Origin of the sequence: Streptomyces sp. P9-A2 (assembly GCF_036634175.1) — a bacterium.
Classification (GTDB): Bacteria; Actinomycetota; Actinomycetes; order Streptomycetales; family Streptomycetaceae; genus Streptomyces; species Streptomyces pratens.
In genome coordinates this window covers 7,692,527-7,714,182 of the sequence record NZ_JAZIFX010000001.1, presented here as the reverse complement: position 1 = coordinate 7,714,182, position 21,656 = coordinate 7,692,527, and the positions used below count along the sequence as shown (strand labels likewise).

14 protein-coding genes are annotated in these 21,656 nt (G+C 71.9%); 9 read left to right on the top strand and 5 right to left on the bottom strand.

What is annotated here, in order from left to right:
• Positions 1–216 precede the first annotated feature (216 nt).
• Positions 217–1,254, top strand: coding sequence for a 3-dehydroquinate synthase family protein (locus V4Y04_RS34665; RefSeq protein WP_332432272.1), 1,038 nt, complete (start codon positions 217–219; stop codon positions 1,252–1,254).
• A gap of 39 nt (positions 1,255–1,293) precedes the next feature.
• Here the strand turns inward: V4Y04_RS34665 and V4Y04_RS34660 are convergent, their stop codons facing one another.
• The 4 genes from V4Y04_RS34660 to V4Y04_RS34645 form a co-directional block, all read right to left on the bottom strand.
• Complete coding sequence (locus tag V4Y04_RS34660) at positions 1,294–2,175, bottom strand: ROK family protein (protein ID WP_332432271.1); 882 nt, start codon at positions 2,173–2,175, stop codon at positions 1,294–1,296.
• Between the two features lie 42 nt (positions 2,176–2,217).
• Entirely contained in the window at positions 2,218–4,746 is a 2,529-nt protein-coding gene (locus V4Y04_RS34655; protein ID WP_332432270.1) for an amino acid adenylation domain-containing protein, read from the bottom strand.
• 43 nt (positions 4,747–4,789) lie between these two features.
• Positions 4,790–5,716: a GNAT family N-acetyltransferase gene (locus V4Y04_RS34650; RefSeq protein ID WP_332432269.1), complete on the bottom strand. Its 927-nt coding sequence runs from the start codon at positions 5,714–5,716 to the stop codon at positions 4,790–4,792.
• 80 nt (positions 5,717–5,796) lie between these two features.
• Positions 5,797–6,234 (bottom strand): type II 3-dehydroquinate dehydratase, encoded by a 438-nt coding sequence (locus V4Y04_RS34645; RefSeq protein WP_332432268.1) that lies wholly within the window; start codon positions 6,232–6,234, stop codon positions 5,797–5,799.
• Positions 6,235–6,581: 347 nt separating this feature from the next.
• Between V4Y04_RS34645 and V4Y04_RS34640 the strand changes: the two genes are divergently transcribed.
• The 8 genes from V4Y04_RS34640 (at position 6,582) to V4Y04_RS34605 (ending at position 18,654) form a co-directional block, all read left to right on the top strand.
• Complete coding sequence (locus tag V4Y04_RS34640; RefSeq protein ID WP_332432267.1) at positions 6,582–7,745, top strand: DegT/DnrJ/EryC1/StrS family aminotransferase; 1,164 nt, start codon at positions 6,582–6,584, stop codon at positions 7,743–7,745.
• Complete coding sequence (locus V4Y04_RS34635; protein WP_332432266.1) at positions 7,742–8,854, top strand: Gfo/Idh/MocA family protein; 1,113 nt, start codon at positions 7,742–7,744, stop codon at positions 8,852–8,854. The genes V4Y04_RS34640 and V4Y04_RS34635 overlap by 4 nt, the downstream gene beginning before the upstream one ends.
• Positions 8,855–8,930: 76 nt before the next feature.
• Positions 8,931–9,665: an HAD-IA family hydrolase gene (locus V4Y04_RS34630; protein ID WP_332432265.1), complete on the top strand. Its 735-nt coding sequence runs from the start codon at positions 8,931–8,933 to the stop codon at positions 9,663–9,665.
• Between the two features lie 278 nt (positions 9,666–9,943).
• Entirely contained in the window at positions 9,944–11,173 is a 1,230-nt protein-coding gene (locus V4Y04_RS34625) for a 3-deoxy-7-phosphoheptulonate synthase (protein ID WP_332432264.1), read from the top strand.
• A 204-nt stretch (positions 11,174–11,377) separates the two neighbouring features.
• Positions 11,378–14,464, top strand: coding sequence for a 3-phosphoshikimate 1-carboxyvinyltransferase (gene aroA / locus V4Y04_RS34620; RefSeq protein ID WP_332432263.1), 3,087 nt, complete (start codon positions 11,378–11,380; stop codon positions 14,462–14,464).
• 55 nt (positions 14,465–14,519) lie between these two features.
• Positions 14,520–15,689, top strand: a complete 1,170-nt coding sequence (locus V4Y04_RS34615) for an acyl-CoA dehydrogenase family protein (protein ID WP_332432262.1) — start codon at positions 14,520–14,522, stop codon at positions 15,687–15,689.
• Entirely contained in the window at positions 15,686–16,525 is an 840-nt protein-coding gene (locus tag V4Y04_RS34610) for an SDR family oxidoreductase (RefSeq protein ID WP_332432261.1), read from the top strand. Before V4Y04_RS34615 ends, V4Y04_RS34610 begins: the two co-directional genes overlap by 4 nt.
• A 38-nt stretch (positions 16,526–16,563) precedes the next feature.
• Complete coding sequence (locus V4Y04_RS34605; protein WP_332432260.1) at positions 16,564–18,654, top strand: oxidoreductase; 2,091 nt, start codon at positions 16,564–16,566, stop codon at positions 18,652–18,654.
• Positions 18,655–18,707: 53 nt separating this feature from the next.
• Here V4Y04_RS34605 and V4Y04_RS34600 read toward each other — a convergent pair whose 3' ends face one another.
• Positions 18,708–21,497 (bottom strand): helix-turn-helix transcriptional regulator, encoded by a 2,790-nt coding sequence (locus tag V4Y04_RS34600; protein WP_332432259.1) that lies wholly within the window; start codon positions 21,495–21,497, stop codon positions 18,708–18,710.
• Between the last annotated feature and the right edge of the window lie 159 nt (positions 21,498–21,656).

The window sequence follows — 21,656 nt, the reverse complement described above, 5'->3', positions numbered from 1 at the left end:
TTGAAGAGTGACCAGAATTAATCCGCGGGCGTTTGGTGCGGCGGGCCTGCGACATTAGGCTGCACCGCCGGACCAATAGTCATTGCGTTGTCGGCCGTCGGCCCGAAATGCACCCGCGAAAAGCGGGCGTCGCATTCCGCCGACACCCTGGGATCGGGATGTTTCCCGGCCGCCTCCGCCGTGGCGGGACCCTCAGGAAAAGGGACACGCGCAGACATGACGGATTTCGTACACCCTCACACCCGCATCCAGGTGGAACTCGGCGAGCGCTCCTACGCCGTCGACATCGGCCCCGGGGTGCGGCACTCGCTGGCCGGGGTCGTCGAGCGGCTGGGAGCGCGGCGCGCCGCGGTGGTCTCGGCTCGGCCCGACGCCTGGGTGCCCGACCCCGGGGTGCTCTCGCTGGTCGTGCGGGCGCGCGACGGTGAGAAGGACAAGACGCTCGGCACGGTCGAGTCCTTGTGCCGGGAGTTCGTGCGTTTCGGCCTGACCCGTGACGACGTGGTCGTCTCCGTCGGCGGCGGCACGACGACGGACGTCGTGGGTCTCGCCGCCTCCCTGTTCCACCGCGGGGTGCCCGTGGTGCATCTGCCGACCACGCTGCTCGCGCAGGTGGACGCCAGTGTCGGCGGCAAGACCGCGGTGAACACGCCCGAGGGCAAGAACCTCGTCGGCGCCTACTGGCAGCCCAGTGCCGTGCTGTGCGACACCGACTATCTGGAGACCCTGCCGGAGCGGGAGATACTCAACGGCTACGGGGAGATCGCCCGCTGCCACTTCATCGGCGCCGGCGACCTGCGGGGGCTGTCGCTGCCGGGGCAGATCACGGCGAGCGTGGCGCGCAAGGCGCAGATCGTGTCCGCCGACGAGCGCGACACCGGTCTGCGTCATCTGCTCAACTACGGTCACACGCTGGGCCACGCGCTGGAGCTGGCCACCGGCTTCCGGCTGCGGCACGGCGAGGCGGTGGCGGTCGGCACCGTGTTCGCGGGGCGGCTCGCCCTTGCCCTGGACCGGATCGACGAGCAGCGGGCGGAGGAGCACCTGGAGGTGGTGCGCCACTACGGGCTGCCCCACGAGCTGCCCGCGGACGTCTCCCCGGACATGCTGGTCGAACTCGTACGGCTGGACAAGAAGGCGACGAAGGGGCTGACCTTCGTGCTGGACGGCAAGGACGGGGCCGAGCTAGTGCGCGACCTGCCGGAGGACATCGTCGCGCGGGTGCTGGCGGAGATGCCGCGTTCGGCGGTGTAGGGGCGAACGGTCGGGGTGCCCCGCGGGGCACCCCGACCCTCATTTCTCCGTGTTCCCTGTCCTTGCCAGCAGGACCGCGCCGTGCAGTGAGGAGAGGCCGCCGAGCCGGGCGGGCCGTACGGCCGGCGGCGGATGGCCGGGGCGGGCCAGGAGCGCCGTCCGGGCGGCGAGCGCGTCGGTGAGACCGGGCAGGCCGTCGGCGAACCCACCGCCGACCACGACGGTCATGGGGTGCAGCAGTTCGCACACCCCGACGACGGCGGCGGCCAGGGCCTCGCACCCCTCACCCACCGGGCCGGTGGCCCAAGGGGCGTCGTCGGCGAAGCCCCGCACCAGTTCGTCGTAGGTGACCTCGGCGCCGCGGGCGCGGGCGGCGGCGCGCAGGAGGGCGGGGCCCGAGGCGACGGACTGCACGCAGCCGTGCCGCCCGCAGTCGCACCGCTCCCCGGAGCGGTGGTCGACGATCAGGTGGCCGATCTCGCAGGAGCCCCGCGAGGGGCCGGGCAGCAGCCGGCCGCCGAGGACGACGCCGCCGCCGATTCCGGTGCCGACCCCGAGGTACAGCAGGTCGGGGAGGCCGACCGCGTGCGCCTCGGCGAGGGCCGCGAGGTCGCCGTCGTCGGCGCAGACGACGTCCGCGGCGGCGAAGGCACCGCGCAGCGCGCCGCCGACGTCGAGGCCGTGCCAGTCCGGCCGGTTGGGCCAAGCCGTGACGACGCCCTCCGCGTCCAGGGTGGCGGGGATCGCCACGCCGACGCCCGCCGGCTCGTCCGGGGCGCCGGCACACAGCTCACGGACCTCCCGGACCAGCAGGTCCAGGTCCCGTGCCGCGTCGGCGGCGCCGCTGGGCCACCGGAAGCCCGCCTCGCGCACGGTGCCGTCCGGGTGCTCCGCGCGCAGGGCGACCTTGGTGCCGCCCACGTCGATGCCCAGGTGGTAGGTGATGGCTGTCTCCCGGACCGCTCAGTCGGCGAGGTGGCCGGAGACGATCTCGGCGACCGTGCCGAGCACGCGGGGGCTGCTGAGCATCTCCTCGTGACCGCAGCCCAGTTCGTGGCGGACGATCTCGCCCGCAACGTACGGGGCCCAGGCCTCGCTGGAGGCGGCCTCGGCCACCGGGCTGGGGTCGGCCGCGAACAGATGCATCGTGCCGCTGTACTTCTCCGGCGTGTGCGCCTTCCAGGCGCCGAGGTCGGTGAGCATGGTCTCGACGAAGGTCTCGGCCGCGCTCTTCTTCCCGCGCCAGGCGTAGTTGGTCGCCATGTCGGCGAACTCCGCGACGTCCTCGTAGCGCAGGGGGCGCTCGTACTGGTCGAGGTCCTTGCCGTTGATCAGCAGGATCAGCTCGATCAGGCCCTGCTCGTCACGGTCTTCCTTATCCGTGATGTGCGGGTTGGTGTTGAACACGCCGAGGAACTCGACCTCCTCGCCGCGCTTCTGGAACTCGGCGGCCACGGCGTGGGCGAGGATGCCGCCGAAGGACCAGCCCAGAATGCGGTAGGGGCCCTCGGGCTGCACACCGGCGATGCGGTCCGCGTAGTCCGCCGCCATGGCCGCGATGGTGTCGACGGGGCTGTCGAACTCCTGAAAAGTGTGCGACTGGAGCCCGTAGATGGGGTAATCCAGGCTGAAGTGCTGGGCGAGCACGCCGTAGCACCAGGCGGTGCCGCCGAGGTGGCGCATGCAGAACAGCGGCCGTGCCGAGCCCTTGGTCATCAGGGGCAGCAGCACGTCGAAGGAGTCCTGGGGTTCCTCGCCGGTCAGCCGCCGGGACAGCTCGGCGGGCGTCGGGGACTCCACGAGCATCCGGATCGACAGTTCCAGGTTCATCTCGGAGCGCACCCGGGCCAGCAGCCGGGCCGCCAGCACGGAGGAGCCGCCGAGGTCGAAGAAGCTGTCGCGCGGACCGACCTGGCCCATGCCGAGCACCTCGGCGAAGAGCCTGCCGAGCAGCAGCTCCGACTGAGTGAGGTGGGTCTCGACCATGGCCGTCGCGGTGACGACGGGGGCCGGCAGGGCCTTGCGGTCGAGCTTGCCGTTGGGCGTGAGCGGAAACTCCCCGAGGGTCACCACGGCGGACGGCACCATGTACAGGGGCAGCGCCTCGGCGACGAAGTCGCGCAGCTGCCCGGCGTCGGGCGTGCGGTCCGCGGCGGCGGTCACGTAGGCCACCAGGCGCCGGTCGCCCGGCCGGTCCTCGCGGACCGTCGCGGCCGCCTGGTCGACGTCCTCGGACCGCTCCAGGGCGGCCTCGATCTCGCCGAGCTCCATGCGGAAGCCGTGCAGTTTGACCTGGTGGTCGGCGCGGCCGACGTACTCCAGGTTGCCGTCGGGACGCAGCCGCACCACGTCGCCGGTGCGGTACATCAGGGCGTCACCGTCGCGGTCGGGCAGGAAGTGCTCGGCGGTCAGCTCGGGCCGGTTGAGGTAGCCGCGCGCCACGCCGTCGCCGGCGACGAAGAGCTCGCCCTCGGTGCCGGGGGCGACGGGCTCGAGGTCCTCGTCCAGGACGTACAGCCGGGTGTTGCGCAGCGGCCGGCCGATGACAGCGGCGTCCTCGGGGCCGGTGACCGGGTGGACGGTGGACCACACGGTCGTCTCGGTGGGCCCGTACCACTGGACGACCTCAGCGCCGAGGTCGAGCAGGGTCGCGGCCAGCTTCTCCGAGAGCGCCTCGCCGCCGATGAGGATGCGCAGGCCGCGCAGCACCTCGGGGCTGACGGTGGACAGCATGTGCCAGTGGGTGGGCGTGGCCTGCGCGGTGCCGATCTCCCGGCGGACGATCAGGTCCCCCAGCGCCTGCGGGTCCTGTCCGGTGGCCCGGGGCGCGATGACCGCGCGGGCGCCGGTGTAGTACGGCAGGAACAGCTCGGGCACCGACATGTCGAAGGTGGCGGTGGTCACCGACAGCATGCGGTCGCCGGGGCCCAGGCCCAGCCGCTCCCGCATCGCCTCCAGGAGGTTGTGCAGGGCGCGCACGGGGATCTCGACGCCCTTGGGGGTGCCGGTGGAGCCCGAGGTGTAGATGACGTAGGCGAGGTCCTCGGGGCCCGTCGGGGCGGTCCGCTCGGCGTCCGTGAGGTGCCCGGCGGGCAAGCCTGCCAGGGTCTCGGCGGTCGCCGGGTCGTCGAGGACGACGGTGGGCAAGCCCAGCCGGGTGCGGTCGGCGTCGATGCGGGACGAGGTCAGCAGCACGACGGGGGCGGCGTCGCGGACCTGGAACGCGACGCGCTCGTCGGGGTGTTCCGGGTCGAGCGCGAGGTAGGCGCCGCCCGCCTTCAGCACCGCGAGGAGCGCCACGAGGAGGTCCGTGGAGCGCGGCAGCATGACCGCGACGACGCGGTCGGGTCCCACCCCCTGGGCGACCAGGTGGCGGGCGAGCCGGTCGGCCCGCTCGTGCGCCTCCCGGAAGGTGAGCTCCTCGCCCTCGCATTCGAGGGCCGTGAGGTACGGAACGGTGTCGGCCCGTTCCTCCAGCGCCTGCACCAGCATGTTCGTCTCCACAGGGTTCGTACGAATTCTCGCCGGGGTGCCGTCAGACGGCCGGGGTGCGCATCCAGCGGTTCCAGTACGGACGCCATCCGTGCCGGTGCCAGAATGGAGTGGAGATCGGGTTGAACATCGCGTGGTAGCCGACCGAGGCGCCCATGCCCATGGCGTCCAGGTCGGCGTGGACCTGGTTGGCGAGGGCGGTGCCGATGCCCAGGCCCCGACAGCCCTCCTTGACGGCCTGGCAGACCAGGTGTGCGACGGGGGTGACGGTGATCTTCGTCGCGAGCCAGGCCTGCTGCATCTCGGAGGGGTCCTCGCCGCGGTGCATGCCGACGATGTCGCCCTCGTACTCGGCGACCCAGATTAGCGGCTCGTCGCGCTTGAACGAGGTGGTGATCTCCTCGCGCAGCAGCGCCTCGGTCGTGGCCCGCTCCTCCGCGCCGCTCACGGCGGCGTCGAACCGGGTCTCCACCATCTGGAGTTCGCAGACCGCCTCGCTGTCCGCGGGGGTGGCGCGGCGCACCTGGACCCGGCGCGTCTCCGGCACCGGGGCGGTGCCCTTGATCCGGCCGATCATCACGAACTCGGGCACGAACCCGAAGGAGCGCAGCACCTTGGTCATGGCCACGTCGCGGCTGGGCCACTCGACGGCGGCCATCGAGTCCGCGCCGGGGGCCTCCGGGTGGCTGCGCATGTGGTCCTGCCAGCGAGTCAGCAGGGCGGCCATCGCCTCGGGTCCCGTGACCCGCGGGGTCAGCTCCCACCGGTCCAGCGGGCCGAGCACGGCCTCCAGCGCCTCGGGGTCGACCCGGACGTGGGTCAGCAGGCCCTGTGCCCCCTCGGCCTCCAGGATCTCTTCGCCCTCGCCGGGCTCCGGCAGCGCGGCGGCCTCCGGGATCAGCCGGTCGACGGGGCGCAACCGGTCGCGGTGGGCGGCCAGCACTGCTTCCGCCGTCTGTATCTGGGGCATGGTGTCGTGTCCTCGGATCTCAGTCGTGTGCGTGGCGGCGTCGCGGCGCGCGACGGCCGGGGGGCGCCGGTGGCACCGGGTCAGTGGTCGGTGACCTTGTCCAGCAGCGCGCGGGCGGCGAGCCGGTAGCCCGTGGCACCCAGGCCGAAGATCACTCCGGTGGCGAGCGGGCCGGTCACCGACTCGTGGCGGAACTGCTCGCGGGCCCAGACGTTAGAGAGGTGAACCTCGATCCACGGGCGCGGGTAGTTGGCCAGCGCGTCCCTCAGTCCCCAGCCGGCCATCATCAGGGCGGCGGGATTGACGATCGCGCCGACCGAGTCGTAGTTGTCCTGGATCGTGCGGATCATCTCCGCCTCGCCGTCGTGCTGGAACGCGTCCACTTTCCAGCCGCGGTCCGCCACTTCTTCGGCGACCCGTCCTTCGATGTCGGCGAGCGTGTCCGTCCCGTAGATCTCGGGCTGACGACTCCCGAGTATGCCGAGATTCGGCCCGTTCACCAAGAGAAGTCTGCTCACTGCGCACCTTTATCCGTAAGTACGGAACCACCGGGAAGTGGTTTTTATAGCACGGGGGCCGACGGCAGAGCACCGGACCCCGGTATGCGTGCAATCACAAGGGGGAACATAGGGGGTGCCACAGGGGAATGACGTCTCGCCAAGCACGGGTTAACGTGCTAATCGCGACGACCGAGCCCCTCCCGGGCCTGCTGCCCAGCGCGTGGACCGCGCCGACGGTCGCGCCTCCCATGCCGGCATCCGCGTGAACACCCCTATCCGTGACGGGCAGTTCCGCCCAGTGCCCCCCGCGGCGATCGCCGACGGCAGCATTCGCATACGCATAGACCGAAGGAGCAGGGAACAGCATGAGCAGTGGTGTGCAACTCGGTTCGGACCTTCCCGCGTGGCCGCAGTACGACGACGCGGAGCGGACCGGCCTCATCCGTGCCCTGGAGCAGGGCCAGTGGTGGCGCATGAGCGGCGGCGAAGTCGACGCCTTCGAGCAGGAGTTCGCCGAGTACCACGGCAGTGAGCACGCCCTGGCCGTCACGAACGGCACGCACGCCCTCGAACTGGCCCTGGAGGTGTTGGGGGTCGGGCCGGAGACCGAGGTGATCGTGCCCGCCTTCACCTTCATCTCCTCGTCCCAGGCCGCTCAGCGCCTCGGCGCGGTCGTGGTGCCGGTGGACGTGGACCCGGAGACGTACTGCCTGGACGCGGCCGAAGCGGCGAAGGCCGTGACCTCGAAGACCCGCGCCATCATGCCCGTGCACATGGCCGGCCAGTTCGCCGACATGGACGCCCTGGCCAAGGTCTCCGCCGACACGGGCGTGCCCCTGATCCAGGACGCCGCCCACGCGCAGGGTGCCACCTGGAACGGCAAGCGGGTCGGCGAGCTGGGCTCGGCCGCCGCCTTCTCCTTCCAGAACGGCAAGCTGATGACCGCGGGCGAGGGCGGCGCGGTGCTGTTCCCGAACACGGACATGGCCGAGCACGCCTTCGTCCGGCACAGCTGCGGACGCCCCCGCGGCGACCGCGGCTACTTCCATCGCACCTCGGGCTCCAACTTCCGGCTCAACGAGTTCTCCGCCGCGGTGCTGCGCGCCCAGCTCGCGCGCCTGGGCGGGCAGATCGACACGCGCGAGGAGCGCTGGCCGGTGCTGTCCTCCCTGCTCGCGGAGATCCCCGGCGTCGTACCGCAGCGGATGGACCCGCGCACCGACCGCAACCCGCACTACATGGCGATGTTCCGGGTGCCGGGCATCACCGAGGAGCGGCGCGCGCAGGTCGTCGACACCCTCATCGAGCGGGGCGTTCCGGCGTTCGTCGCCTTCCGGTCCGTCTACCGCACGGATGCCTTCTGGGAGATGGGCGCGCCGGAGCTGTCGGTGGACGAACTGGCCCGCCGCTGCCCGCAGTCGGAGGCGCTGACCTCCGACTGCATCTGGTTGCACCACCGGACCCTGCTCGGGACCGAGGAGCAGATGCACGAGGTTGCCGCCGTCGTCGCCGACGTGCTCGACTCATGACGACGCATCAGGACGGCTGGCCGGTCCGCACCGCGGTGATGGGGCTCGGCTGGGCGGCCCGCTCCATCTGGCTGCCCCGGCTGGGCCGCCACCCCGGCTTCGCCCTGACCGCGGCGGTCGACCCCGACGCGGCCTCACGGGCGGCGGTCACCGCCGAGTTCCCCAACGTGCCGATCATGGCGGCCGTGCACGAGGTCGACCCGGCACAGGTGGACCTGGCCATCGTGGCCGTCCCCAACCACCTGCACTGCGAGATCGCCTGCAGCCTGCTCCTCAAGGGCATCCCGGTCTTCCTCGAGAAGCCGGTGTGTCTGACCTCGGCGCAGGCCCGGCAGCTGGGCAAGGCCGAACACGCGGGCGGCGTAAGGCTCCTGGCCGGCAGCGCCGCCCGCCACCGCGGCGACGTGCGGGCCCTGCTCGCGAGCGCCGGGGAACTGGGCACCGTCCGCCACGTCGAGCTGTCCTGGGTGCGGGCCCGCGGTGTCCCGGACGCAGGCGGCTGGTTCACCCGGGGCCGACTGTCCGGCGGCGGGGCCCTGGTGGACCTGGGGTGGCACCTGTTCGACATCGCCGCTCCGCTGCTGGGCACCGCGGACTTCGCGCAGGTCACTGGCGCGGTCTCGGACGACTTCATCGCGCGGGACACCGCCCGGGTCTCCTGGCGTGCCGAGGACGGCGGGGAGAGCAGGCGCTCCGACGTCATCGACGTCGAGGACACCGCCCGTGCCTTCCTCGTCACCGACGGCGGTGTCTCCGTCTCGCTGCACGCCAGTTGGGCCTCGCACGAGGAGCGCGACGTCACCCGCGTCCGGGTAGAGGGGACCGAGGGCTCCGCGACGCTGCGGTGCACGTTCGGCTTCAGCCCCAACCGCCTGGAGCACCCGGAGTTGACCCTCACCGCCGACGGGCGGACCCGTGCGCTCCCGGTGCCCGGCGAGCCCATCGGCACGGAGTACGACCGGCAGCTGGACGAGCTGCTCACCCAGCTGCACGGCCCGGCTGGCCCGCACCGGGCCGTCGAGGAGGCGCGCCGCACCATCGGCGCCATCGAACGGATCTACTCCTCGGCGGACGCCGCTCGGGAGAAGGCCCCGTCGCACCGCGCGTGACAGGCACGACCGACCACCGGTTCGACCAGTCCCCCACACGAAGCCACCGCCCTGCGAAAGAGAGCACCACAGCGCCATGGACCGTCTTGGCACCACCCAGGGCCACGCCCTTCCCGATCGCCCCGACGCTCCCGACGGCCACGGCTGTCCAGACGGCGGGGCGCGGGGGACGACCGCTGTCGTCTTCGATCTCGACGGGGTGCTGGTCAACAGCTTCGCCGTGATGCGGCAGGCGTTCACCACCGCGTACGCCGAGGTGGTGGGGGACGGCGAGCCCCCGTTCGAGGAGTACGAGCGGCACCTGGGCCGCTACTTCCCCGACATCATGGAGATCATGGGCCTGCCGCTGGAGATGGAGGTCCCGTTCGTCCGCGAGAGCTACCGGCTCGCGCACCTGGTGCCCGTCTTCGACGGCGTGCCGGAGATGCTGCGGGAGCTGCGCGCCCACGGCATCGGGCTCGCCGTGGCCACGGGCAAGAGCGGGCCGCGGGCCCGGTCGCTCCTCGAACAGCTCGGGCTCCTCGACCTGTTCACCGTGGTGATCGGCTCCGACGAGGTGGACCGGCCCAAGCCCGCCCCCGACATCGTCCTCAAAGCACTCGCCGTGCTCGACTCCGACCCCGCGCGGACGGTGATGGTCGGCGACGCGGTCACCGACCTGAACAGCGCGCGGGGCGCCGGCGTCACCGCCGTCGCCGCCCTGTGGGGTGAGACCGACGAGCCGACCCTCCTCGCGGAGAACCCCGACATCGTGCTGCGCGCGCCGGCCGAGCTGCTCGACGCGTGCTTCGGCCGGGCCTGCACCCTCTGAATTCGGGCTCTGAATTCGAGACACATGACCTGCGCCGTCGGGGCCGAAGGGCTTCGGCGCGTGAATAAGGGGTGTGTAGGGGATCCCCAGGGGATTGGGGCGGGACGCTGGCCGGTGAAAAACTCGGACCGGCACATCCACGATGCGGCTCCGTCCCCTGGGGTACGCAACCCGTTCCCGACCTTTCACGGCGCTCTTCAGAGAAAGCCGGAGGGTCTTCGAGGATCATCCCCGCCGATCTCAGTCTTAATCCGACCGATTTTCACCGGAGACCCAACGTGGGAAAAGCCGTGACCGACATGCGTAAGCCGGCCCTGCAACAACCCGAGTGGGACGACCCGTCACAGGTCCGGCGCATCCGGGAGGTACTGGCCGCATGTCCGCCGCTGGTGCGGGCCGAGGACGTCAGCGCGCTGCGGACGCAGCTGGCCCGCGTGGCCCGCGGCGAGGCGCTGGTGGTGCAGGCTGGGGACTGTGCGGAGAACCCGGCGGAGTGCGACGCCGTGCACGTCGCGCGCAAGACCGCGGTGCTCGACCTGCTCGCCGCGACGATGGAGGCTGCCACCGGCATCCCCGTCGTGCGGATCGGACGCGTCGCGGGCCAATTCGCCAAGCCACGGTCCAGGCCCGTGGAGCTGGTCGGAGGCCTGAAACTGCCGGTGTACCGGGGCCACATGGTCAACGGTCCCAAGCCAGACGCGGAGAGCCGGCGGCACGACCCGCTGCGGCTGCTCACCTCGTACATGTCGGCCAGTGACGTCATGGAGCACCTCGGCTGGCACGCGCCGGCGGCCGCCGGACGCCAGTCGCCGGACGAGACCCGGTTGTGGACGAGTCACGAGGCGCTCGTCCTCGACTACGAGGAACCGATGGTCCGCGAGACGGGCGACGGACGCCGCTGGCTCGGCTCCACCCACCTGCCGTGGATCGGCGAGCGGACGCGGCAGCTGGACGGCGCGCACCTCGACCTCGTCGCCGGTATCGACAATCCGGTCGGCGTGAAGGTCGGTCCGACCACCACGGCGGCCGAGGTCACCGCCCTGTGCGAGCTGCTCGACCCGCTGCGGGACCCGGGCCGGCTCATTCTGGTCGCGCGCATGGGCGCCGATCTGGTCGCCGACCGCCTTCCCGCGCTCGTCGAGGCGGTCCGGGCGGCCGGTCACCCGGTGATCTGGCTCAGCGACCCCATGCACGGCAACACCGTCACCGCCCCGGACGGGCACAAGACCCGTCTGATGGAGACCATGGCGCGGGAGGTGCGGGGGTTCCTGCGAGCCGTGACGGAGGCGGGTGGCACGGCCTGCGGACTGCACCTGGAGACCACGCCCGACGACGTCCTGGAGTGCGCCGCCGATCTCTCCGTGTACGAGGGAGAGGCCATGCGGCGCACCAGTCTGTGCGACCCCCGGCTCAACGCGGAGCAGGCCGTCGAGCTGCTCTCCGCGTGGTCCGGCACGCAGGCGGTCCCGGCCCCGAGCGGTCCCGCACTCCCCGCGCAGCAGGCATAGAGGCTTTCTCCGAATACGCGCCGGCGCCCCCGCCGGAAGGCACCGGAGCACATTCGATGTCCCGATCCTCTGATTCCACGACACCGGCGTCCGACATTTCCGTGTGCGTGTGCTTGATGCTCACCATCGGTGTGCCGTGAGGATTCGGACCCTTTTCTTCTCCTGTCTCGGCCACCGTCCCAAAATCAGGGAGTAGTAGGACCCATGCATCTTCTCGTCAAGGGAATCCAGCACCGGGCGGGCGGTGAGATTCTCGTCCCAAACTCGAAGTACCACGCGCACCGCGCGCTGATCCTCGCCTCGCTCGCCGACGGTGTCAGCCGCGTCCGGGGACTGTCCGACGCCCGGCACGTCGAGTACACCGTGCGGCTGCTGCGCGACCTGGGCGTGCGTATCACCAGGGACGGCGACACCTTCGTGGTCCACGGACTCGGCGGGCAGTACCGCCCGCGCCGGGAGACGGTCTCGGCCGGCAGCTCCGGCACCACGCTCTACTTCATGATCGGTCTCGCCTCGCTGTCGGACCGCGCCGTGTCGGTGTCCGGTCAGAAGTACTTCAGGCGGCGCCCGGTCGGTCCCCTGCTGCGGGCCCTGGAGGAGATGGGCGTCGAGCTGGAGTCGGCGGACGACTGCCCGCCCGTCCTCATCCAGGGCCGCAGGCCCACGGGCGGCCACGTCAGGATCGCGGGCACCCTGTCCCAGTGGATATCGGGTCTGATCCTGCTGGCCCCGTTCGCAACGCGGCACACCACGATCGAGGTGGAGGGCGAGCTCAACGAACGGCCCTACCTGGAACTGACCGTGGCGATGATGCGCCAGTTCGGCCTGGAGGTGACCGTCTCCGAGGACTGGCGGCGCTTCGACATCGCGCCGGGGCAGCAGGCCCGGACGGTCGAGATGACCCTGCCGCCGGACATCGGCTCGGCCGCGTTCGGCATCGCCGCCGCGGCGCTGCACCCCAGTGACGTGCTGCTGCGCGGGATCACCACGCTGGAGGGCGGCCCGGCCGACCACCCCGAGTTCCACTTCCTCGACGTCGCGCGCTCCATGGGCGTGCCGATGGAGATCGACGAGGCGGCCGGCGGCCTGCGCATCCGGCAGGACGCGCCCCGGCTCACCGGGGTCGACGTCGACTGCCGCGACATCCCCGACATGCTGCCGATCCTGTCCACCCTCGCCACCTTCGCGCGCGGCGAGTCGGTGTTCCGCAACATCGCGCACACCCGGCTCAAGGAGTCCGACCGGGCCGCAGCGATGCTCCAGCTCAACCGCATGGGCGGCCGCCTCGAACTCTCGGAGAACGAGCTGCGGGTGCACGGGGTGGACCATCTGCGGGGCGCCAAGCTGTCCTCGTTCAACGACCACCGCATCCTGATGTCGCTCGCGGTGGCCTCGTCGCGGGCGCAGGGGCAGGGGCAGGGGCAGGGGCAGGGGCAGGGGCAGGGGCAGGGGCAGGGGCAGGGGCAGTCGACGCTGACCTACCCGAATGCGTACCGCATCTCGTACCCGCAGTTCCTCGACGACATGAACACGCTCAACGTGCCCATGACGGTCGAGGACGGCTCGGCGGAGACCGCCGAGGCCCCCGCGGACGCCGGTGCCCCCTCGACGGAGCCGGCACCGGCGACGGCGGAGCCCGTCAGTCCCGAGGTCGCCGCGCAGGTCACGCTGCCGCAGTGGCTGCGCCGCCGGGCCGAGGAGCGGCCGCAGGAGACGGCCGTCGTGGACGTACGCTCCGACCGCGACGAGACGGTCACCTGGAGCCAGTTGTCCGAGCGGGTGGACCGGGCGGCGGCGCTGCTGCTGCGGCTCGGGGTCCGGCCGGGCGAGAACGTCGCGTACCAGCTCCCGAACCGCGCCGAGTTCGTGGTCCTGTCGCTGGCCGCGCTGCGCATCGGGGCCGTGTGCTGCCCGGTCATCCCCTTCTTCCGCAAGCGCGAGCTCGGCTTCGTCCTGAAGCGGTCCTCGGCACGGGTTCTGGTGGTGGCCGACCGCCACCGCTCGCGCCTGCCCGCCGAGGAGGTGCTGGACCTGGTCGCGGAGCACGGCTCCGGACTGGGCCTGGAGCACATGGTGGTCCTGGCCTCCGCCGGCGGCTCCGCCCTGCTGCCCGAGTCCCCGGCGGGTGGCGTGACGCTGCACGACTGGGAGCAGGCGCTGGCGACGACCACGGTGGACCGCGCGGCGCTCGACGCCCTCGCCCCGACGCCGGAGACGACGGCGCAGCTGCTCTTCACCTCGGGCACCACCGGTGAGCCGAAGGGCGTCACCCAGCCCTCGCGGAAGCTGGTCAGGGCCGTCGCGATGGAGATCGCGCACCTCGGACTCCACGAGCGGGACGCGATCTGGGTGCCGTCGCCCCTCGCGCACCAGACGGGCTTCCTCTACGGCATGGTGCTCGCCCTGGTGCACGGCGTGCCGCAGATCCTGCAGTCCGAGTGGGACGCCAAGCGGGCGCTGCAGTCGCTCAACGACCACCGGGCGACGTTCGTGCAGGCCGCGACGCCGTTCCTGTCCGACCTGGTGAAGGCCGTGGAGGAGAGCGGCGAGACGCCGCGGCACCTGCGGATCTTCGTGGCGACCGGGGCGACCGTGCCGCGCGCGCTGGCCGAGCGCGCGGGCCGCGTCCTGAGAGCCGCCGTCTGCGGGGCCTTCGGCACCACGGAGACCTGCCTGGGCGCGCTGTCCTCGCCCGACGACGAGGCCAGGCAGCGCTGGGGCTCGGACGGCCGCGCGCTGGACGGCATCATGCTGCGGATCACCGACGACGAGGGGCGGGAGCTGCCCGTCGGCACGGAGGGCAACTTCGAGCTGCACTCCCCCACCGTCTTCGACGGCTACCTGGAACGTCCCGATCTGACGTCCGAGGCCTTCACCGAGGACGGCTGGTACCGCACCGGCGACCTGGCGACGATCGACGCCGAGGGCTTCCTGCGGATCACCGGACGGGTCAAGGACGTGATCAACCGCGGCGGCGAGAAGGTGCCCGTCGCGGAAATCGAGCAGCTGCTGTTCGAGCACCCCGCGGTGGACGACGTCGCGGTGGTGGCCATGCCGGACGACCGGCTGGGCGAGCGGGCCTGCGCCTTCGTGGTGCCGGCGGGCGGCACGGAGCTGACCTTCGAGGAGATGCGGCGCCACCTCGACGGGCACGAGGTGGCCAAGCAGTACTGGCCGGAACGCCTGGAGCGGATCGACGCCCTGCCGCGCAATCCGATCGGCAAGGTGCAGAAGACCGAACTGCGGTCGCTGGCCCGCGGACTGCGCCCCCACGACGAGGACGCCGGCTGACGCCCGGCGGGCGGCGGACAGCGGACCGGAACAAGAACATGAACAGAGGCGGCACATGACGGACGAGCAGAAGTTCCACGAGCTGCGCACCCAGGTCGAGCAGTGGGTGGAGGGGCCCGGCGAGCGCTGGGCCGAGCGCATCGAGGAGACCGGGCAGGTGCCCGAGGAGTTGTGGGCCGAGCTGAACGGTCTGGGATTCCTGCGGATGGCGGCTCCCGAGGAGTACGGCGGCCGGGGCCTCGGCTTCGCCCGCTGGATGGAGCTGATGGAGGTCTTCTCCCGCTCGCACGGCTCCATCCGCATGATCGTGCACGTGGTCAACGGCATCTGGCGGTCGATGGACGGCCACGCCGACGACGAACAGCGCAGGCGCTTCGTGATCCCCTCGGTCACCGGTGAGATCAAGATCGCCTTCACCCTCACCGAACCGGGCAACGGCACCGGCGCGGACATCACCACGTCGGTGGTACGCAAGGGCGACACGTACTACCTCTCGGGACGCAAGCACCTGATCACCTTCGGCGTGCGCTGCGACTACTACCTGCTGGCCGCCCGGGTCGAGGGCAGCGCCGGGCACGAGGGCACGGTGGCCCTGCTGGTGCCGCGCGACGCCCCGGGCGTCACAGTCGATGACACCTCCAGCACCATGGGCGTCACGGGCACCGACCACGCTTCGCTGGTCTTCGACGAGACCCCGGTTCCGGTCGACCACCGGTTGGGGACGGAGGGCCAGGGTCTGGAGGTCTTCCTCGGCGGTTTCCTGACGCCGTCCCGGATCTCCGTGGCCATGAGCTGCGTCGGACTGGCCCAGCGCGCCCAGCAGCTGGCCGTCGACTACGCCCGCAACCGGGTGACCTTCGGCAAGGCGCTGACCCAGCGCCAGGCCATCCAGTTCATGCTCGCCGAGAACGCCGCCGACATCGAGGCCGCGCGGCAGCTGGTCCTGCACGCGGCGCGACGCTTCGAGGCGGGCGCCGACGACGCGTCCATGCAGTCGTCGATGGCGAAGATGCACGCGGTGACGATGCTGACGAACGTCACTGACAAGGCGCTCCAGGTGCACGGCGGCCTCGGCTACTGGAAGTCGCAGAAGATCGAGCGCGTGTACCGCGACGCGCGTGCCCAGCGCTTCGAGGAGGGCACCAACGAGGTGCAGAAGGCCGTCGTCTTCCGCGAGTTGCTCCAGCGCGCCACGTCCTGGGACGGAGAGGGAACGAACCGATGAACAGCCCGCAGCAGCCGACGCCCACCCGCGAGCAGGTCTCGCTGATCACGGGGGCCTCGCGCGGCATCGGCCGTGCCCTGGCCCTCACCCTCGCCGCCCGCGGCGGCACGGTGGTCGTCAACTACAAGAAGAACGCCGACCTGGCGCAGAAAACCGTCGCCGAGGTCGAGGAGGTGGGCGGTCAGGGTTTCGCCGTCCAGGCGGACGTCGAGACCACCGAGGGCGTCACGGCCCTGTTCGACGAGGTGGCGGAGCGCTGCGGACGGCTCGACCACTTCGTCTCCAACGCCGCGGCGAGCGCGTTCAAGAACATCGTCGATCTCGGCCCGCACCACCTGGACCGCTCGTACGCGATGAACCTGCGGCCGTTCGTGCTGGGCGCGCAGCAGGCGGTCAGACTGATGGACAACGGGGGCCGCATTGTCGCGCTGTCCTCCTACGGTTCCATTCGCGCCTACCCCACCTACGCGATGCTGGGCGGCATGAAGGCCGCCATCGAGTCCTGGGTGCGGTATATGGCGGTGGAGTTCGCGCCCTACGGCATCAACGTCAACGGGGTCAACGGCGGCCTGATCGACTCCGACTCGCTGGAGTTCTTCTACAACGTCGAGGGCATGCCGCCCATGCAGGGTGTCCTCGACCGCATCCCGGCGCGCCGTCCGGGCAGCGTGCAGGAGATGGCCGACACCGTCGACTTCCTGCTCGGCGAGGGGGCCGGCTACATCACCGGGCAGACGCTCGTGGTGGACGGCGGGCTCAGTGTCGTCGCGCCGCCATTCTTCGCGGACGCCGGCGAGGCCCTGGCGCTGCCGCCCCGGCCAACGCGCGACGCCTGAGCCGGACGGACGCAGTAACGGAGAGAGGGACAGATCAGGTGTTGGACCACGTCTTCAGACCGCTCGCGATCGGCGGCCTGACGGTGCCGCACCGCATCATCATGGGTGCCATGCACCTGAATCTGGAGACCCTGGACGACGACGGCGCCGCCCTGGCCGCGTTCTACGCGGAACGGGTGCGCGGCGGCGCCGGTCTCGTCATCACCGGCGGCTCCGCGGTGAACCCCGCGGGTTCCGGCGGCCCCGGCTACGGCGTGCTCGACGACGGCCGGCACAGGTCGGCGCTGCGCCGGGCCGTCGACGCCGTGCACGACGCCGGAGGTCTCATCGCCCTCCAGCTCTTCCACGCCGGGCGGTACGCGCCCGCCGGTACGGACGGCGGGGCGCCCCTGGCGCCGTCCGCCGTGTACAGCCGGTTCTCCCGCACCGTTCCCCGGGCCATGACGGAGGAGGAGGTCGCCGGCACCGTCGCCGCCTTCGGCCGGGGTGCGGAGGCCGCGTGCGCGCTGGGCTTCGACGCCGTCGAGGTGATGGGCTCGGAGGGCTATCTGATCAACCAGTTCACCGCGCCCCTGACCAACCTGCGCGACGACGCCTGGGGCGGCGACCCGGCCCGGCGCCGCCGCTTCCCCGTCGAGGTGCTGCGGGCCGTGCGGGCCTCGGTGAAGCCGGGCTTCCCGGTGCTCTTCCGGATGTCCGGCGCCGACCTCGTCGAGGACGGCACCCCGTGGCAGGAGACTGCGGCGCTCGCCGTGGAGCTGGCCGAGGCCGGCGCGGACGCGCTCGCGGTGGGCATCGGGTGGCATGAGTCACCCGTGCCCACGGTGCAGGCCCAGGTCCCGGCGGGCACCTGGGCCGGGTACGCCCAGCGGGTCAAGCGGGCGCTGCGGGAGGCGGGGCACGGTGCGGTGCCGGTGATCGCCTCCAACCGTTTCACCCGACTCACGCAGGCCGAGGACGTCCTGGCCGGCGGCGACGTCGACCTGGTGGCTATGGCCCGCCCGTTCCTCGCGGACCCGGCCATCGTCGACAAGTCCCATACGGGCTCGGGCGCTTCGGTGGACCTGTGCATCGCCTGCAACGAGGCGTGCATCGACCGGTCCTTCGGCACGGAGCGGGTGTCCTGCCTGGTCAACCCGCGGGCGGGCCACGAGCGCGACTTCCCGGCCCTGCCGTCCGCCGGACGCCGGGGCAGGTACGCCGTGATCGGCGCGGGGCTCGCGGGGCTGGAGGCGGCGCGCACCCTGGCGCGGCTCGGGCACAAGGTCGAGGTGTACGAGGAGGCCGACGAGCCCGGCGGGCAGTTCCGGCTGGCCGCCCGGGTGCCGGGCAAGGCGGACTTCGCCGCCACCGTGCGCCGGCGCGAGGAGGAACTCGACGACCTGAATGTGCCCATGTACCTGAGGCACCGCGTCGGTGCCCGGGACGTGCCCCTCCTGCGCGCCACGGACGGGGTGGTGCTCGCCACCGGTGTCCGTCCGCACCGGCCGGAGCTGCCGGGCGCGGACCTGCCGCACGTCCTGGACTACGCACGGGCGTTGGCCGACCCCGACGCGCTCGGTCCGCGTGTCGTCGTCATCGGCGGCGGCGGAATCGCGGTGGACCTGGCGCACCTCCTCGCCGGCGGCTCCTCCCCGGCGCCGACCGCGGAGGAGTTCCTCGCCTCCCGTGCCCTGACCGCGCCGTCCGGGTCGGTCCCGGCGTCCGCGCCGGCCGCTGTCCGGGAGGTCACCGTGATGCGGCGCGGCGGCAGGATCGGCACCGGGATCGGCCCGTCCACCCGGTGGGTGGTCATGGAGGAACTGCGGGCGCGCGGCGTGCGCCTGCTCACCGACGTCGCGTACCGGGAGATCACGCCCGACGGTGTCGTCGTCGAGGCCGACGGGAAGGCGGTGCTGGTCGGCGCCGACCACGTCGTCCTCGCTACGGGCCAGGAGAGCCGGCAAGAGGTCGCCGCCGTGCTCCGTGCGGCCGGCGTCCCCTTCGAGGTCGCCGGCGGGGCCGCCGACGCCCGTGCGCTGAACGCCGTACGGGCCACCGCGCAGGGCCTGCGGGCCGCGCACCGTGTGGTGGAACGCGCCGGGGCACTCGGGACGGGAGAGCAGCGACGGTGGGGACGGGACGGATAGTGGGAGCCCCGAGGCCGCCGGCGGCCGCCCGGCGCGGCACCGCGCCGGGCGGGTCAGCCGATCTCGCCGCGCAGGTAGCCCGGCAGGCTCTGCCGGTTCTTGACGGCCAGTTTGCGGTAGACCCTGGTCAGGTGCTGTTCGACCGTGCTGTGAGTAATGAACAGCTTCTTCGCGATCTCCCGGTTCGTGTACCCCATGACGGCCATGGAGGCGATCCTGCGCTCGGAGTTGGTCAGGGAGGCCACGGCCGTCGCCCGTTCCTCGTCCTCCGGCAGTTCCGTCTCGACTCCCGTGTCCGGCAGCAGTTCCCTGCACAGGGGTTCCGCCTGGCACAGGTGCGCCACGCGCCAGGCACGGCGGATGATCACCCGGGCGCGGCGGTGCTTCCCCAGTGCGTGGTAGGCCCGGCCCAGGTCGGCCAGCGTCCGGGCCAGTTCGTACGTCGCGCCGCCCGCCTCCAGGATGTCGGCTGCCTCGGTCAGCAGGCGGGGTCGCTGTCCCAGCGAGCTGAACACGGCCATCAGCCGCAGGGCGAGCGCCCGGCTGACGGTGTCCTCCGGGCCGGGGAGGGAGAGCTGCTCCTTGACCAGGCGTTTGGCCTGGTCGCGGTTGCCCTGCAGCAGCCACGCCTCCGCCGCGCTGGTCCGCCAGGGCACGATGCCGGGCAGGTCTAGGCCCCACTTGCCCATGAGTTCGCCGCAGGAGAGGAAGTCGCCGAGCGCCGCGCGGGTCCGGTTCATGGCCAGGTAGTAGTGCCCGCGCGCATAGAGGTAGTGCAGTCCGTAGCGGCTCTGGAACATCTCGTCCGGGATGCCCTGGGTGACGAGCGCCGTGGCGCAGTCGAGGTCTCCCATGCGGGTGTGGGCCAGGATCAGGGTGCCCAGCGGGAGGCCGGCGGCGGTTCCCCATCCCTGGACGGACACGTGCTCCAGGGCTCGCTCGCCGTGGGTCACTGCTTCCGAGAGGTCGCCCACGCGCAGCCGGATCTCCGCCTCCGCGGCGTTCAGGATGCCCTGCCACATCGGGGACGGGCTTCCGGTGCGGCGCTCGTCCAGGCTCCGGCACCGGTTGGCCGCCTCGCTCAGCCGGCCGCTGTAGACGAGGGACATCAGCGCGAGGAGGGTGGCCTCCTCCGCCCAGGGGCCGTTGTGGTTGAGGTCGAGCTGGCCCAGCACGTGCGAGGCCCATTCCTGCATCTCGCCGCTGCGTCTGCGCACGAGGCCGCCGGAGAGGACGCCGATCGACTGCAGCCAGAAGGCGCGGCCGCGGGTGGTGGGCGCGCCCTCGGGGTCAGTGGGCGCGGGTCCGCTCTGCACCCGTCCCGCGAGCGGCGGATACGTGCAGGCCAGCCACACCTCCATGTCGTGCAGTTCGGCCGGCTGGTTCGGCGTGCCGGACGATGCCGCGATGCCCGCGGACGGCAGGCGTGTGGCCCGTTTGCGCAGCAGGGCGAGGATGTCGACGGCTTCCTGGGTGCGGTGCAGCCACAGCAGTTGCCGTACGAGCAGCATCGTCTCGTAGGGGTCTAACTGGTCGCTGCGCACCGCCTCGGTGAGCGCGAGCAGGTGGCGCAGTGACGCCGAAGGGTTGAGCTGCCATTCGGCCTGGGCGAGCCTGGCGCGGGCCGTCCACCGGTCCCGCTCGTTGGTGCAGGCGTCCTGGGCGGAGTTCAGGTACCTCAGGGCGCGTTGCACCCTGCCGTGGAGCAGCGCCTCCGAGGACGCCTCCAGGAGGACGCGCAGGGCCCAGGGCTCCGACACCCGTCCGGCCTCGGCCAGGTGGTGGGCGGCGTCACCGACGGCGCCGCCCTGGTGGTACAGCAGCCGCGCGGCCCGCTGGTGCAGCTGTGCGCGGTCCTCGGCCGGCAGGTCGTCCAGGATGGTGCGCGCGGCCAGTTCGTGCCGGAACCGGCCGTCCCTGAGCAGCCCCGCCTCGGTCATGGTGCGCAGTGCCCGTTCGACGGTGCTCGGGTCGGTGCCGACCAGCTCCCCGAGCTGCTCCGCCGTGGCCCCGTCGCCGTACACGGCCATGGCGCGGGCCACCCGCAGGGTGTGGGAGCGGCTGCGGTGCAGGCAGTTCAGCAGGGCGCGTCCGAAGACTCGCTGGCGTGTCCCGCCGCCGAGTCTCGCGTCGTGGATCAGGGCGTCGAGCAGCAGCGGGTTGCCGCCGCTGCGTTCGGCGAAGGAGTCGCCGAACTCGCGGCCGCCCCGGGTTCCGAGCCGCAGTCCCGTCAGGAGGTGCACGGCCTGCGGGGAGAGCGGCCCAATGCGGGCGGACGCGACGGAGGACTGGCGCAGCAGTTCGGCGTGGAACGGGGAGTGGGTCCCGTTGGACTCGGCCAGTTCGGTCAGCACCATCAGGATCGGCGCCGTGCTCAGTCTCCGGATCAGGAAGAGCAGGCACTGCTGCGAGGCGGCGTCCATGTGGTCGATGTCGTCCACGCACACCACGACGGGCGTCGTGGCGGCCAGTTCCGTGACGGGCTGGAAGAGGTCGTACAGGATCTCGGCCCTGTTGCTCTCCACGGCCTCGTGCATGTTCTCGGCCCGGGTCGACTCCATGAGCCCGCGCAGCAACGGGGTGATGCGTCTGCGCAGCTCCACGGGGAGGACCGGGCTGTCGAACAGTTGGCTCAGCGTCCCAAAGGGCAGCTCCCGCTCCCCCGCGGAGCAGACGGCGTTGAGAAGGATGACCTCACTGGCGTGGGCGAGCTGCACCACCGCGCGCAGGAACTCCGTCTTGCCCGCCCCCACGGTCCCTTCCAGGAGCATCACCTGCCCCGCTGCGGGCTGCTGTGCGGCCAGCCACGTCTTCACGCGCGCGAGCTGTTCCTCGCGCTCCACCAGAACGGTTTTCCACGCCTCGCATGGAACGGAACCGACCTGGGATCCCTCCGGGGGCAGGTCCCGAGTCATATCTTCCCTCGCGTCACACTCGGACCATCGACATTCCGCGCCGTTTGAGCGGACATCACAGTTGAGGAGTTCATACATCTTCCCTGA